We start from the raw sequence: 14,730 nt of genomic DNA, 5'->3' as shown, positions 1-14,730 counted from the left end.
CACACGGGTGACGTGGATGCCGTCCGGCCCCGGGGATAGTGTGTCCTCACTGCGATTAGACCATCGATCGTCTCCACCAGGAGGACACTTTGCGCGAATACGTCGCCGCCCCCGCCACGTTCACCGTCCCCGACGACTGGTCCTGCGCCCAGGCGGCATACGACCGTGCGGGGCGGACGCCGAACAACGTGGCGTTCCAGCGGCCGGTCGACGGTCGGTGGACGGATGTCACCAACAGGGAGTTCGCCGAGACGGTCCGCGTGGTGGGTCGGGGCCTCGTCGCCCGGGGCGTCCAGGCCGGGGACAGGGTCGCCCTCCTGTGCTCGACCCGATACGAGTGGAACGTGATCGACTTCGCGATCTGGGCCGCCGGCGCGGTCACGGTGCCCGTCTACGACAGCTCCTCGGCCGAGCAGATCCGTTGGATCATGGAGGATTCGGGCGCCCGGCTCGTCATCGTCGAGAAGGAGACCCACGCCGCCACCACCCGCGAGGGGATCGCCGGGCTGGAGGCGGCCCCCGACGTCCTCGTGATCGAGGGAGCCACCCCCGCGTTGGACGCCCTCGCCGCGGGCGCGACCGATGTGCCCGACTCGGTACTCGACGAACGGCGCGCCGGGGTGACCGCCGACTCCCCCGCGACGTTGATCTACACCTCGGGCACCACCGGACGCCCCAAGGGCTGCATGCTCACCCACCGCAACTTCATGTCCGAGGCCCTCGCGGTCCTCGAGACCCCGTTCAACCAGTACCTCCGTCAGGACGCGACCACCGTCATGTTCCTGCCCCTGGCCCACGTGCTGGCCCGCGCCATCACCTACGCCGGGTTCCACGCCGGTGTCCGCATCGCCCACTCGTCGGACCTGACCAATCTCGTGGACACGTTCTCCGAGATGCAGCCCCATTACATCCTTGCCGTCCCTCGCGTGTTCCAGAAGGTCTTCAACAAGGCACAGGCCACCGCCCAGGACGGCGGCACCCTCAAGGCCTGGATGTTCGACAAGGCCACCGACACCGCTGTCGCGTACTCCAAGGCCAACCGCAGTGGACGGGTCGGGCCGCTGCTCCGGCTCCGCCACGCCCTGTTCGCCAAGCTCGTCTACGCCAAGCTCGTCGCGGCGCTCGGCGGACGCTGCGAGATCGCCATCTCGGGCGGGGCACCCCTAGGCGAGCGCCTGACGCACTTCTTCGACGGCATCGGGGTCAACATCTTCGAGGGGTACGGCCTCACGGAGACGTGCGCCGCGATCGCGGTCAACACCCCCGGTCAGATGCGTATCGGCACAGTCGGCCAGCCGCTGCCCGGGTGTGCGGTCCGGATCGCACCGGACGGTGAGGTCGAGGTGAGCGGACCGGTGGTGACCTCCGGATACTGGCGCAACGAGCGCGCCACCGCCGAAGCGTTCTCCGACGGGTGGTTCAGGACCGGGGACCTCGGGTCGCTGGACGAGGACGGTTACCTGACCATCACCGGCCGCAAGAAGGAGATCATCGTCACCGCCGGGGGCAAGAACGTCGCCCCGAGCCAGCTCGAGGACGCGCTCCGGGCCGATCCGCTCGTCGCCGAGGCGGTGTGCGTGGGCGACGGCAAGCCGTTCATCTCGGTGCTGCTCACCCTCGACCCGGAGGCGCTGGAGCGGTGGAAGGCCCACCACGGCAAGACCGGTTCGCTCTACGAGCTGCTCCGGGACGCGGACATGATCGAGCATCTCGACCAGGCACTGTCCCGGGCCAACCGGACCGTCTCCCACTCGGAGGCGATCAAGAAGTATCACGTGCTGCCCGATCAGTTCACCGAGGAGACCGGGGAGCTCACCGCCTCCCTCAAGGTCAAGCGGAACGTGGTGCACCAGAAGTTCGCGGCACAGATCGAGGACCTCTACGCCTGACCCGAGGCCAGGACCGGGGTCGGAGCGGGGTCAGTCGCCGGAGAGCACCCGTCGCATGTCGCGAGCCAGGTCCTCCCAGCGCCACGATCCGAGAACCCAGGTGCGTCCGCGGACGCCCATCGCGGAGGCGCGTGGCCGGTCCGAGAGCAGACCGGCCACGGCCTCGACGATCTCGCCGTCCGAGGTCCCGTCCACCACGAGACCGGTGCTCCCGTCCAGGACGGTCTCCGGGGCACCACCACTCCGGCCGGCCACCACGGGGACACCGCAGGCGGAGGCCTCCAGGTACACGATCCCCAGCCCCTCCACGTCCAGTCCCCCGCCCCGGGTGCGGCACGGCATGGCGAACACGTCCGCCATCCGGTGGTGGTCGACGATCTCGTCCGCCGGGATCCGACCGGTGAAGATGACCCGGTCGGACACTCCGTGCCTGCGGGCGAGACCTTCCAGCGTCCGCCGGTACGGACCACCACCGACGACGACGAGGACGGCTCCCGGAACTCGGCGGGCGATCTCCGGCATCGAGCGGATGAGCGCGTCCTGACCCTTGCGCGGGACGAGTCGCGACAGGCACACGATCACCTCCCGGTCGGCCACCCCGTATCGCTCCCGGATCGCCCTTCGCCGCACCGGGTCGGGACGGAACCTGTCCGTGTCGACCCCTCCCGGCTGGTGCACCAGTCGGGCGTGTGGGCCGAACGCCGCCGCGAAACGACGTCGCGTGTAGTCACTCACGTAGGTGACGGCGTCGGTGGACTCCCCGATCAGTCTGAGAACCTGCCGCGAACCCGGCAGCATCGACCACCCCACCTCGTGGCCGTGGGTGCTGGCGACGATCCGCGTGACGGGACCCTCCCGGAGGACGGGCGCCATCGCGGCCAGCGGCGCAGCCGCACCGAACCACACCGTGCTCGCCCCGAAATCCGAGGCGAGCCTCCGCGCACGCGCCGCGAGCTCCGGCGTGGGCAGCAGCATCTCCGTCGGCACCCTCTCGACCAGGTAGGGACGGGAGTCGTCGTACTCGGTCGACTCACTGCCCCGGAACGTCGAGGCGAGGACCGCCACGTCCTCGGGATCGAGATGCGCCAGATAGGTCTCCAGGTACGACTGGATTCCGCCGGGCCGCGGCGGGTAGTCGTTGGTGATCAGCAGCGTCTTCGTCATCACGTCCGAGACTGCCACAGTGTCCGGGGATGTCCCGCCCGGCGTCCCCGAGTCAGTACCGACGGATCCCGCTGATCGGCATCGCGTCGACCTTCTCGAGTTTGACCGGGACGCCATAGGTCGGCGCGTGCAGTACCAGCCCGTCGCCGGCGTACATACCGACGTGGGTCGCCCCCGGGTAGTAGATGACCAGGTCGCCAGGTTGGATGTCGGCCATCGCGACGGGCGCGCCCGACACCGCCTGCGCCTGACTCGACCGCGGTAGCGTCTTCCCCTCCTGCGCGTACGCCCACACCATGAGTCCCGAGCAGTCGAACTCCTCGGCGCCGGTCGCCCCCCAGGAATACGGGGAACCGAGCCGGGTGAGCGCCACGTTCAGCGCCGCCGTGTTGACGCCGTCGACAGCCGGGGCGACGTAGCCGGGCGGGACCAGGGGGCCGCCGGCCCAGAGTGCGCGCTGCGCGTCCGAGAGGGCGTCGACACGACGTCTCACCTCATCGATCCGCACCCGCATCTCCTCCGAGCGCCGATCGAGCTCATCCGCCCGCCCCTGGGCGTCCCGGGCCGAGGCCCGCGCGATCTCCGATGCCACGTCCGCGTCCCTGCGGAGGCGGGCGGCCTCCACCGAGGCGGCACGCGAGGCGTCCAGTGCGGTGGTGGTGGCGCCGGAGAGCCGCTGCAACGTACCGAGCCGGTCGACCAGGTCGCGCGGGCTCTCGGCGAGGACGGCGGCCCGCGTGGCCCCGGTGTCGCCCCCGCGATAACGCACGGTCGCGAGTCGATCCACCAGGGACTGGTCGCGCGAGGCACCGGCATCGGCGACCACGGCGAGGCCCGCGGCGACCCCGGCCTCGCGCTCGCGTCGGTCCCGCTCGGCGTTGGCCCGCTCGAGTTCCGCCCGCGCCAGATGGAGCTCCTCCCCGAGCGCCCCGGCCTCCCCGGACAATCTCGCCAGCTCCGCCAGGTCCTCACCGGGTGGGCCCTCCGCCGAGTCATCTCCGGCCCGGACCGTGCTCTGCGCCGGGCCCACCATCTCCGCCGGACCCACGGCCCGGGAGGGGTCCGCGGTCTGGGCCGACACCGTCACGACACCGGAACTCAGGACGACGAGAGTCGCCGCGGTGAGCGCGGCCGACCGGACTCTGTGGGTCATGGGGAAATGTGGCACTCTCGGGTCTCTGTTCGGTGACGGCCGGAGCGCGGCGGGGACACCGTCACGCTCCGTGGTCGAGATGGTACAGACGACGAACCCCGCCGGTACCGGTTACGTGACCGGTGCTCGGCGGGGTCCGCGGAAAAGCGTGGTGCGAGGCGACTCAGTAGTAGCGGGTCGCGCCGTAGAACGGCATGGAGTCCAGCGGCGCGTAGCTCACCGACGTGCCGGAGTACGGGGCGTGCACGACCTGGCCGTTACCGGCGTAGATGCCCACGTGGCTGGCGCCGCTGTAGAAGGCGACGATGTCCCCCGGCTGCAGGTCGGCCTTGGAGACCTGGGTCCCGCCGCCGATCTGGGCCTGGCTGGTGCGCGGGATGGAGATGCCCGCCTCCTTGTACGCCCATGAGGTCAGGCCGGAGCAGTCGAACGAGTTGGGGCCGGTGGCACCCCATGCGTACGGCGAGCCGACGCGGGTGCTGGCGGCGTCGAGGATGCGCTGACCGGTGGAGATCTGCGGCGCCGGGGCGGCGAACTCGACGGGGGCCGCCTGTGCGGCGGCGGCCTGGGCGAGGCCGGCCGGGAGGGCGATGCCCTCAGGGAGATCGACGGTGACCTGTGCGGGCACACCGGGCAGACGCAGTTCGACGGGGACGTCGACGGTCACCGGTGCGGCGGCCGCGGTCCCGGCGCCGGCGATGGCGGCTCCCGCTGCGAGCAGTCCTGCGGTGGCGACACGGCGCCCGGTCGAGCTGGCCTTGATGCTGTGGGCTCCCACGAGAGTGATTTCCTCTTTCTTCCTGGACACCGACCGGGTTAGCTGACGGGTTCGGACACGGAAGTCTGTCCTACGCCCGGACCTCTCGGCCCTCGGGCGATTCACCCCAGTGGAACGTGGTTCCCCGGTGCGCCGTGGTGGCGCTTTGGTGGTGACCCCGGCCCCCCACCGGCGGGCGGGTGATGACTTCCGAGGTCTCGAAAAGGTTACGAAACCATCTCGTCGAAGTCCAGTCCATCCGCTAGGCGGCCGTTTCCGACGCCACGATCTCGACGCTCGAGACCATTCCGAGCTCCATGAGCACCTCGATCGCCGATCGCACATCCGGCTCCAGGACGTACCCGCACGACTCCTCGGATAGCGCGTCCACCTGGGATTCTTCGGAGAAGAGCACCGAGATTACGCAGTCCTCGCACCGGCGCGGGCGGACCGGACACCGTGAGCAGTCCATCGAGAACATGATCTACGTCACACTCCGTCCTGGGCGTGTTGCCCATTCGTTACCGGGCCGCGATCTGCGGCTCGACGCCGACCGTATCGGCGGGGTACGACATCCATCCCCGAGGCGGCCGCACGTCGGTCCGTCACACCCTGTCGGACCGGGTCGCTACCGTCTGGGCCATGCCCACTCCCCCGACGCGCGAGCCGGTCCGCCCGCCCGGGACCCAGGGGGTCCAGGCGGCGTTCGACGAACTCGAGCCGATGCTCTCCGAGGTGACGTTCGTCGTTGTCGACCTGGAGACCACCGGCACCCGGCCGGGGACCGACGAGATCACCGAGATCGGCGCGGTCCGCGTCCGGGGCGGCGAGATCCGGGCGGAGCTGTCCACGTTCGTCGCCATCGACGGTGCCCTGCCGGGGCACATCAGTCGGCTCACCGGCATCGACCCCGGCGACCTCGTCGGGGCGCCCACCCTCGGCGAGGTGATGTCGACGTTCCTGGAATTCTCCCGTGGCGCCGTCCTGGTGGCCCACAACGCGCGGTTCGACCTCGGATTCCTCCGTGCCGCGGCCGTATCGACCGACCATGAGTGGCCGGATCCCCCGTCGGTCTGCACGCTCGCCCTGGCACGTCGGATCCTGCACCGGGGCGAGACCCGCGGGCACCGACTCGGTGAACTCGCCGCCCATCTGGGATCCACCATCGAGCCGAACCACCGGGCACTCCAGGACGCCCGCGCCACCGTCGACGTCCTCCACGCCCTGATCTCCAGGGTCGGCGACTGCGGGGTGGCCACGCTGACCGAACTCCGGGCGTACGACGGCCGCCTCGCCCCCGGTGTGCGCCGCCGCGCCGCGCTGACCGACTCGCTCACCACCGGCCCCGGGGTCTACCTCTTCCGTGACGGCGCGGGCGGCGCCCTGTACGTGGGTTCATCCGTGTCGGTTCGGAGGAGGGCCCGCTCGTACTATTCCGGTGCGGATTCACGCAGCAGGATGCGCACGATGGTCGGCCTGGCCGCGAGTGTCGAGTCGGTGCGGTGTGCGCACCTCCTCGAGGCGTGGACCGTCGAGGAGCGGCTGATCGACTCCCTGCAGCCGCCGTACAACCGGCGTTCGCGGAGTCCCCGTCGCGGGTGGTGGCTCTCCCCACCCTCCGGGCGCGCGATCCGTGGACAGGTGACCCGCACACCGGAGCATCCGTCCGCCCTCGGGCCGTTCCGGAGAGCCGAGGACGCCAGAGCGGCGTGGCTGGACCTCGTCGAGACCCTCGGCACCCCTCCTGACGCGCAGCACTGGGAGGACCTGGTCCGCGGCCGGAACTCGGCGGCCGTCAGGGCGATGGTCGACCGGATCGACGCGATCGCGGCGGGCGGCGCGTTCGAGCGTGCGGCCCGGTTGCGCGATCGCGCGGCGACCCTCGTCCGGATCCTCACCCGACATCAGGAACTCGCCGCCACCGCCGGCCTGAGCGAGCTGGTCCTGGCCCAGTCCGGACCCGCGCGGACATGGGCCGTGGCAGTCGTGCGTCACGGACGTCTCGCCGCGTCAGGGATCGTGCCGGCCGGAGCCGCCCCACTGCCCGTCATCGACTCACTCCGGGCGGGCGCCACGACCGTGCAGCCCGGGCCCGGGCCGTTCTCCGGCGCGAGTGCCTCGGAGATCCGGAACGTGCACAGGTGGATCGACTCCGCACCCACCCGCATCGTGTCGGTCGCGGGGTGCTGGGCACTGCCCGTCGACGGCGCCCACAGACTGACCGGGTGGGCGGATAGAGCCGAACTGGCGGCCTCGGAGACGAGCAGTGCCGGGATCAGTCCCGCGCGGCGCTGAAGGCCGCCCACCTGTCCAGGAGTCCGGCCGCCTCGCCGTCGTCCACGGCCCTCGCGGCGCGATCCAACGCCGACGTCATCGCGGTCACGAGGTCTGCGTCCCGATCGAGGCCGTCGAACGCCACCAGCGCCGCGGCGGAATTGAGCAGGACGGCATCCCTGACGGGGCCCCTCTTGCCGGCCAGCAGGTCCCGGGCCACCGTTGCGTTGTGGCGTCCGTCGCCCCCGCGCAGTTCCTCGATCGCGCACGTCGCCATCCCGAAGTCACCGGGGGCGATCTCGTCCTCGTCGATCCGGCCCTGCGAGACGCGCAGCACGCGGGTCGGCCCGGTCATCGTGATCTCGTCGAGGCCGTCGGCTCCCCGCACGACCAGCGCAGAGCGCCCGCGGAGCGCGAAGACCTCCGCCATCACGGTCATCAGACGGTCGAAGGCGCACCCGATGAGGTTGGCCGCAGGGGCTGCGGGGTTGGTGAGGGGACCCAGGATGTTGAACACGGTCGGGATGCCGATCTCCCGCCGGGGCGCGGCAGCGAAGCGGAGTGCGGGATGGAACACGGGGGCGAAGCAGAAGGCCACACCCACCTCGTCGACACACCGTGCGACCTCCTCCGGCCCCAGGTCGATCGCCACCCCGAGGGCCTCGAGCACGTCGGCCCCTCCGCTCTTCGAGGACGCCGCACGATTGCCGTGCTTGACCACGGGAACTCCGCAGGCGCTCACGACGAGGGCGGACATGGTGGAGATGTTGACCGTTCCCTGCCGATCGCCACCGGTTCCGACGATGTCGACGCAGGGCCGGGAGGTCGGCACCCGGCGCGAGTAGTCGAGCATCGTGGAGGACAGGGCGTCCAGTTCCGGACCCGTCACCCCCTTCATGTCGAGTGCGACCCCGAACGCCGCGATCTGCGCGTCCGTCGCGAGGCCCTCCATGATCCGGGACATCGCCCAGCGGGCGTCCGCCGGTTCCAGGTCCTCACCCGCCGTGAGCGTGCCGAGTACCCCGGGCCAGGACCGGCCCTCGTCGAACGCTGCAGAACTCCCCACGTGTCCCGACCTCTCTCCCTGGATCCCGGCGGTCTGTCACCGTCCGACCGCACAGTGACAATCGTGCCACCAGCCGCGTCGCCGGTGCCCGCGGACTCCCATCACCGGACCCGTCCCGACAGCCGTCGAGGAGCCTGAGAAGGCCCTGATACCCCTGCACGGGGTGCGTCTCCTGACGGGTGACCGGGGAGTTCTATGAACGACCTGCGAAAACGCTGTGGGGACACGCCGAAATCGGGGGTCCCTGCAGCCTCCGCCCACCTCAGGGGTCATACTTGGCCTCGTGACGAGCGCAGTGGATAACTCAGGATCGGCAATGGCTCAGCGCGTTCATTCGCTGAACCGGCCGAACATGGTCAGTGTGGGCACCATCATCTGGTTGTCCCAGGAGTTGATGTTCTTCGCGGGGCTGTTCGCGATGTACTTCGTCTCCAAGGCGAACTCGGGAGGTGACTGGCCCTCCTACCCGACGCACCTCAACGTCCCGTTCGCTCTGACTATCACGGCGATCCTCGTGGCGTCCTCGGTTACCTGTCAGATGGGCGTCTTCGCCGCCGAGCAGGGCGACGTCTTCGGCCTCCGTCGTTGGTACATCATCTCGGCCCTCATGGGCACGGTCTTCCTCGTCGGTCAGGCCTACGAGTACTACGAGATGTACCTCGAGGGCACCACGATCTCGTCCAGCGTCTACGGGTCCGTCTTCTTCATCACCACCGGTTTCCACGGCCTCCACGTGGCGGCCGGCGTCCTGGCGTTCGTCGTCCTCGTCATGCGGACGACGATGTCCCAGTTCACTCCCGCCCAGGCCACGGCGGCCATCGTCGTGTCGTACTACTGGCACTTCGTCGACGTGGTCTGGATCGGCCTCTTCGTCACCATCTACTTCATTCAGTAGTCAGCTGGCCGCAGGACGCTGCGTCCAGCAGGTCCCAACTCCAAAGGGAACTCATAATGAACTCACCTCACCCACCCGCTGCGGACACGCCGTCGCCGGAGCCCGCGGTGAATCCGGCTCGTCCGGCCTCGTCGAAGCGTCGCCGTAAGGCGACCGGCGCGCTCGTCATCGCCGCCGGTCTCCTCGGCGCCGGGGCCATCGCCACGGCCGTCGTTCCCGAGCCCCAGGTCGCGACCGCCCAGCAGGATCAGGCCGCGCTCATCGCCGAGGGCAAGTCGATCTACGACGTCGCGTGCATCACCTGCCACGGCCAGAACCTTCAGGGTGTCGAGGACCGCGGTCCGTCGCTCGTCGGCACGGGCGCGGGAGCCACCTACTTCCAGGTCCATTCCGGGCGTATGCCGGCGGCCAACAACGAGGCCCAGGCCGAGCGCAAGAAGCCGCGCTACAGCGAGCACCAGATCATCGCGCTCGCGGCGTACGTCGACCTCTTCGGCGGCGGCCCCGAGATCGTCACCGATCCCGACGGTTCGATCGCCCAGGGGTCGCTGCGCGGTGCCTCGGGCGAGGCCCGCGCCGAGGAGATCGCGCGCGGTTCCGAGCTCTTCCGCCTCAACTGCGCCTCCTGCCACAACTTCACCGGTCGCGGCGGTGCGCTGTCGGCGGGCAAGTACGCGCCCATTCTCGACCCTGCCAACGAGCAGGAGATCTATCAGGCGATGCTCACCGGACCGCAGAACATGCCCAAGTTCTCGGACCGTCAGCTCACGCCTGACGAGAAGAAGGACATCATCGCCTTCATCAAGGACACGGACTCCAAGGTCTCGCCCGGCGGTTACGCGCTCGGCGGGCTCGGCCCCGTGACCGAAGGTGTGGCCATCTGGCTAGTCGGCATCGTCGCCCTCATCGGTGCGACCCTCTGGATCGGATCCCGTTCATGAGTGAGACCCCCAAGAACCCGTCCCCCGCGGACCTCGACCGGATGGGCGACGCCGAGCTCGTCCGGTTGGGAACCGAGCTCGACGAGGTCGACGTCCGATTCCGCGAGAACCGGTGGCCGGACGGTGTCACCTCCCGAGCCGAGAAGCGTGCCGCACGAGTCGTCACCACCTGGTTCGCACTGTCGGCGGTCCTCGCGCTGGCCTTCGCCGTGATCTACATCGCCTGGCCGTGGGAGTACCGCGGCCAGGGTGAGGACGGCTACTGGCTCTACATGGCGTACACGCCCCTCCTCGGCCTGACGATCGGCCTGTCGATCCTCTTCCTGGGCTTCGGCGCGGTGCAGTTCACCAAGAAGTTCATCCCCGAGGAGATCTCGGTCCAGACCCGTCACGACGGACCGTCGGAAGACGTCGATCGTCGGACCCTCGTCGCCGGCCTCAACGACTCCTGGAAGACCTCGACCCTCGGCCGTCGCAAGGTGATGGGCGGCTTCCTCGGAGCGAGCGTCGCGCTCATCGGTCTGTCCGCGATCCTGCCGCTCGGTGGCATGGTCAAGAACCCGTGGCGGCGCGGCGAACTCACCATCGCCGGAGACGGCACCCTGCACACCACGGGGTGGACCCTCGCGTCGGACACCCGACCGGACGGGCTCCCGGCCGAGAAGGTGTACCTCGGTCGCGACACCGGCAAGGTCTACCCGGACGGACATCCCCCCGCGGGTGAGGGACGTCTCGAGCGCATCCACGTCGAGGACCTGGCAGCCGGAGGACTCGAGTCGGTGTTCCCGCTTCCCGCGAGCGCCCTGGGCGACTTCGAGGAGCACATGCACTCGATCCACGGGGCGCGCAACTCGGTCATGCTGATCCGCTTCCGCCCGGCCGACTCGGCCCGGGTGATCAAGCGCAAGGGCCAGGAGAACTTCAACTACGGCGACCTCTACGCCTACTCGAAGATCTGCACCCACCTGGCCTGCCCCACCTCACTGTACGAGCAGCAGACGCACCGCTTCCTCTGCCCGTGCCACCAGTCGCAGTTCGACGCGCTCGAGTACGCGAAGCCGGTCTTCGGCCCCGCCGCGCGCGCACTGCCGCAGTTGCCCATCGCTGTTGACAACGAGGGTTACCTCGTCGCCAACGGCGACTTCATCGAGCCGGTCGGACCTGCCTTCTGGGAGCGTCGTTCATGAGTAACAACACCAAGATCGCGACGATCGGGGAGAACCTCGACTCGCGATACACCATGGCCAAGGGCATGCGTCGGCAGATCAACAAGGTCTTCCCCACGCACTGGTCCTTCCTACTGGGCGAGATCGCCCTGTACAGCTTCATCATCCTGCTGATCTCGGGTGTGTACCTCACCCTCTTCTTCGACCCGTCGATGTCGAAGGTGATCTACCAGGGTGCCTACGCGCCCCTCAACGGCATCGAGATCTCCCGGGCCTACGAGACGGCACTCAACATCTCGTTCGAGGTGCGTGGCGGGCTCTTCGTCCGACAGATCCACCACTGGGCGGCGCTGCTCTTCGTCGCCTCGATGATCGTCCACATGATCCGCATCTTCTTCACCGGCGCGTTCCGTCGCCCGCGTGAGGCCAACTGGGTCATCGGCTGCGTGCTGCTGCTGCTGGGCATCGTCGAGGGCTTCCTCGGCTACGGCCTGCCGGACGACGTCCTGTCGGGAACCGGCATCCGGATCACCTCCGGCATCATCGTCGGGCTCCCGGTGATCGGGACCTGGATGCACTGGATGATCTTCGGCGGGGACTTCCCCGGCGATCTCCTGATCCCGCGCTTCTACATCCTTCACGTGCTCATCATCCCCGCGATCATCCTGGCCCTCATCGCCGCGCACCTCGCGCTGGTCTGGTACCAGAAGCACACCCAGTTCCCCGGGCCCGGCCGCACGGAGAACAATGTCGTCGGCGTCCGGATCCTGCCGGTCTTCGCGGTCAAGTCCGTCGCGTTCGGCGCCATCACCGTCGGGATGCTCATGCTCTTCTCGGGCATGTTCACCATCAACGCGATATGGAACCTCGGGCCATACAACCCATCCCATATATCGGCGGGCTCGCAACCCGACTGGTACATGCTGTGGACCGAGGGCGGCGCCCGCGTGATGCCTGCGTGGGAGATCTACCTGGGTAACTACACCATCCCTGCAGTCCTCTGGGTGGCCGTGATGCTCGGCGCGATGGTCGCTGTGATGTTCCTGTACCCGTGGATCGAGGCCAAGCTCACCGGTGACACCGCGCACCACAACCTGCTCCAGCGTCCGCGCGACGTTCCGGTCCGTACCGCCGCCGGCGTCATGGCCATCACGTTCTACGTGATCCTGGTGTTGATGGGATCCAACGACCTCATCGCATATCACTTCAACATCTCGCTGAACGCCACCACATGGGCGGGTCGCATCGGTCTGATCCTGCTGCCGCCGGTCATGTACTTCTTCACCTACCGGCTCTGCCTGGGTCTCCAACGGGCCGACCGGGAGGTCCTGGAGCACGGGATCGAGACCGGCATCATCATGCGGATGCCGCAGGGTGAGTTCGTCGAGGTCCACCAGCCCCTGGGTGGGATCGACGAGCACGGTCACGCGGTTCCGCTCGAGTACGCGGGTGCCAAGGTGCCCACGAAGATGAACCAGCTCGGTGCAGCCGGCCGGCCCCCGCGGGGCGCACTCACGGCCGACCCGGTCGACGAGGTGCGTCATCTCGACGACGCCGATCACGGCAAGCACGACCGCGAGCACTCTATGCTCACCACGTTGCAGCAGGAGAACCGTACGCGTCGGCACGACGAGCACTGATCCTCTGCTGACACCCGACCGCGGGCCGGAACTCCGACAGGAGTTCCGGCCCGCGGTCGTCTCGCCTCCTCCACCGGGGTCGGGTGATCCTTCGGGGGCGACGGCGGAGGACTGTGGGACTATCCGGGAGGTGCGGTCACCGTGCGCCGCCAACCGGGAGATGCTGTGGACGCACAGTTCACCGGGCGACCGGTGCGGGATCCACCGGCAACGACTGCCCGGCCATGTCGGCCACGGCCCTGAACGCCATCGTCATGCCCGACCCCAGGGGAACCCCGGGACCCGGGTATGCCTCACCGGACACCGAGGCCGACGAGTTCCCGGCGGCGTAGAGGCCCGGGATAGGTGACCCGTCCGTACCCACCACGGACCCGTTCGGGTCGATCACGGCACCACCCTTGGTGCCCAGGTCGCCCAGCACCAGGCGCACGGCGTGCAGTCGCTCATCCCGTAGTGGCCGCAGGCATTCCTCGGGCGTGGAGGCGCCGAGGAAGAACCGCCCGTACGGATCCTCGCCTCGACCGAAGTCGTCATCTCTGCCCTGAGCGGCATGACCGTTGAACCGGGAGACGCTCTCGGCGAGGACGTCCGGATCGATACCGATGGCCTCCGCCAGCTCCCCGATCGACGCTGCGGTGTGCCAGAGGCCGGCCGCCCGCAGCTGCTCGGGATCGGGGGCGGGGACACAGATCGCCGGGTACCCGCCCGCCTCCGAATCATCGAAGACAAACCAGAACTCCTCGCCCGCGCCGTCGACCATCCGGGCGTGCATCCGACGGCCCATCTGGTCGTACGGCAGGAGTTCGTTGCCGAAGCGTCGACCCGTGCCGTCGACGATGATCCCGGAGCGGAAGCCGAGGGTGAACGCGGCGTGCCCGTTGGGGAACAGCGTCGCCGGACACCACCACGACTGGTCCAGCAGGTCGAGCCGGGCCCCGACCTCATCGAACATCCGGACGGCGTCCCCGGAACCGGTATCCGGGTGGGAGGCCGACCAGGCGGATGTCGGCATCTGCTGCCACCGTCGTCGCAACTCCGTCGACCGCTCGAATCCGCCCGCCGCGACCAGCACGCCGCGACGTGCGCGAATCGACCGGACGCCCGAACCGTCGCGCACCTCGACCCCCACGACCCGCCCGGTGTCGTCTCGGATGAGCCGCTCCGCAGCCGTCGACAGCCGGAGCTCAGCCGCCTCCATGGCGTCCAACGCCAGCACGAGCCGGGCGACCCAGGCACGGCCGCCCTCCAACCTGGCGGTGTCCTCCGGGGCACCGAACTGATCCGACGGCACCGAGGAGCGGATATCTCCGGTGCGCTCACCCACCTCCTCCCCCGTGATGGGTTTGGGGTAGATGCTACGACCCACCTCCTGACGCCCGGGTGCGTCGAAGTAGTCGGGGAACGCCTGGAACCTCGTGGGGATACCCAGCCTGTCCTGGAGGAAATCGACGACCATCGGCCCGGTGTTCAGGTACGCGTCCTGCAGGTCGTGGTCGGTCCGGTCGCCCACGACGGCGCGGAAATAGGTCCGGCCCGTGTCCACCGAGTCCTCCAGCCCGTCGCGGGCGAGGACGGCGTTGCCGGGCAGCCACACCGCACCGCCCGAATACGCGGAGGTGCCGCCGAAACGGTCCGTCTTCTCGACGAGGCAGGTGGACAACCCCCGGGACGCCGCTGCGGCCGCACCGAAGAGCGCCGCGACGCCCGATCCCACCACAACCACATCGAACTCTGCATCGAACGTGCTGGTCTGCGTCGTCACGGGCTCTCCTCATCTCGACTTCA

At 69.2% G+C, this 14,730-nt stretch carries 12 protein-coding genes and 1 riboswitch; of the genes, 6 read left to right on the top strand and 6 right to left on the bottom strand.

All coding sequences use genetic code 11. The features are described from left to right. The first annotated feature begins 89 nt into the window (after positions 1-89). Positions 90-1,889 carry an AMP-dependent synthetase/ligase gene (locus ABIE38_RS02750; protein ID WP_354053896.1) on the top strand — a complete coding sequence of 600 codons (1,800 nt, stop codon included), beginning with the start codon at positions 90-92 and terminating at the stop codon, positions 1,887-1,889. 30 nt (positions 1,890-1,919) lie between these two features. On the opposite strand, the gene ABIE38_RS02745 is transcribed toward ABIE38_RS02750, so the two are convergent. From ABIE38_RS02745 to ABIE38_RS02730, 4 genes are all read right to left on the bottom strand, one after another. After that, positions 1,920-3,053 (bottom strand): glycosyltransferase family 4 protein, encoded by a 1,134-nt coding sequence (locus tag ABIE38_RS02745; protein WP_354053895.1) that lies wholly within the window; start codon positions 3,051-3,053, stop codon positions 1,920-1,922. Positions 3,054-3,105: 52 nt separating this feature from the next. Next, positions 3,106-4,206 carry an NlpC/P60 family protein gene (locus ABIE38_RS02740; RefSeq protein ID WP_354053894.1) on the bottom strand — a complete coding sequence of 367 codons (1,101 nt, stop codon included), beginning with the start codon at positions 4,204-4,206 and terminating at the stop codon, positions 3,106-3,108. 163 nt (positions 4,207-4,369) lie between these two features. Beyond that, entirely contained in the window at positions 4,370-4,984 is a 615-nt protein-coding gene (locus tag ABIE38_RS02735) for a C40 family peptidase (RefSeq protein ID WP_182644068.1), read from the bottom strand. Positions 4,985-4,997: 13 nt separating this feature from the next. Continuing rightward, positions 4,998-5,145: riboswitch (cyclic di-AMP (ydaO/yuaA leader) on the bottom strand. An 80-nt stretch (positions 5,146-5,225) separates the two neighbouring features. Beyond that, on the bottom strand, positions 5,226-5,378 hold the full coding sequence (locus ABIE38_RS02730; RefSeq protein ID WP_354053893.1) for a hypothetical protein: 153 nt from the start codon (positions 5,376-5,378) through the stop codon (positions 5,226-5,228). A 227-nt stretch (positions 5,379-5,605) separates the two neighbouring features. On the opposite strand from ABIE38_RS02730, the gene ABIE38_RS02725 reads away from it, so the two are divergent. Continuing rightward, complete coding sequence (locus ABIE38_RS02725) at positions 5,606-7,258, top strand: DEDD exonuclease domain-containing protein (RefSeq protein ID WP_354053892.1); 1,653 nt, start codon at positions 5,606-5,608, stop codon at positions 7,256-7,258. On the opposite strand, the gene trpD is transcribed toward ABIE38_RS02725, so the two are convergent. After that, positions 7,239-8,303, bottom strand: coding sequence for an anthranilate phosphoribosyltransferase (gene trpD, locus ABIE38_RS02720; protein WP_354053891.1), 1,065 nt, complete (start codon positions 8,301-8,303; stop codon positions 7,239-7,241). The genes ABIE38_RS02725 and trpD overlap by 20 nt on opposite strands. A 283-nt stretch (positions 8,304-8,586) precedes the next feature. Here trpD and ctaE point away from each other — a divergent pair, with 283 nt between their 5' ends. From ctaE to qcrB, 4 genes are read left to right on the top strand one after another with little or no spacing between them, the layout of a single operon-like run. Then, on the top strand, positions 8,587-9,198 hold the full coding sequence (gene ctaE, locus ABIE38_RS02715; protein ID WP_354053890.1) for an aa3-type cytochrome oxidase subunit III: 612 nt from the start codon (positions 8,587-8,589) through the stop codon (positions 9,196-9,198). A 56-nt stretch (positions 9,199-9,254) separates the two neighbouring features. After that, a complete protein-coding gene (gene qcrC, locus ABIE38_RS02710; protein ID WP_182644065.1) occupies positions 9,255-10,139 on the top strand; it encodes a cytochrome bc1 complex diheme cytochrome c subunit in 885 nt (294 codons plus the stop codon). Continuing rightward, positions 10,136-11,326, top strand: a complete 1,191-nt coding sequence (qcrA, locus tag ABIE38_RS02705; protein WP_354053889.1) for a cytochrome bc1 complex Rieske iron-sulfur subunit — start codon at positions 10,136-10,138, stop codon at positions 11,324-11,326. Before qcrC ends, qcrA begins: the two co-directional genes overlap by 4 nt. Further along, on the top strand, positions 11,323-12,945 hold the full coding sequence (qcrB, locus tag ABIE38_RS02700) for a cytochrome bc1 complex cytochrome b subunit (protein ID WP_354053888.1): 1,623 nt from the start codon (positions 11,323-11,325) through the stop codon (positions 12,943-12,945). The genes qcrA and qcrB overlap by 4 nt, the downstream gene beginning before the upstream one ends. Positions 12,946-13,123: 178 nt before the next feature. Here qcrB and ABIE38_RS02695 read toward each other — a convergent pair whose 3' ends face one another. Beyond that, positions 13,124-14,707: an FAD-dependent oxidoreductase gene (locus ABIE38_RS02695; RefSeq protein ID WP_354053887.1), complete on the bottom strand. Its 1,584-nt coding sequence runs from the start codon at positions 14,705-14,707 to the stop codon at positions 13,124-13,126. Positions 14,708-14,730: the final 23 nt, after the last annotated feature.

The sequence above is a fragment of the Dietzia sp. 2505 genome (assembly GCF_040546785.1).
Lineage (GTDB): Bacteria > Actinomycetota > Actinomycetes > Mycobacteriales > Mycobacteriaceae > Dietzia.
Note: the sequence above shows the minus strand (reverse complement) of the source record. Positions and strands in the feature narration are given on the sequence as shown.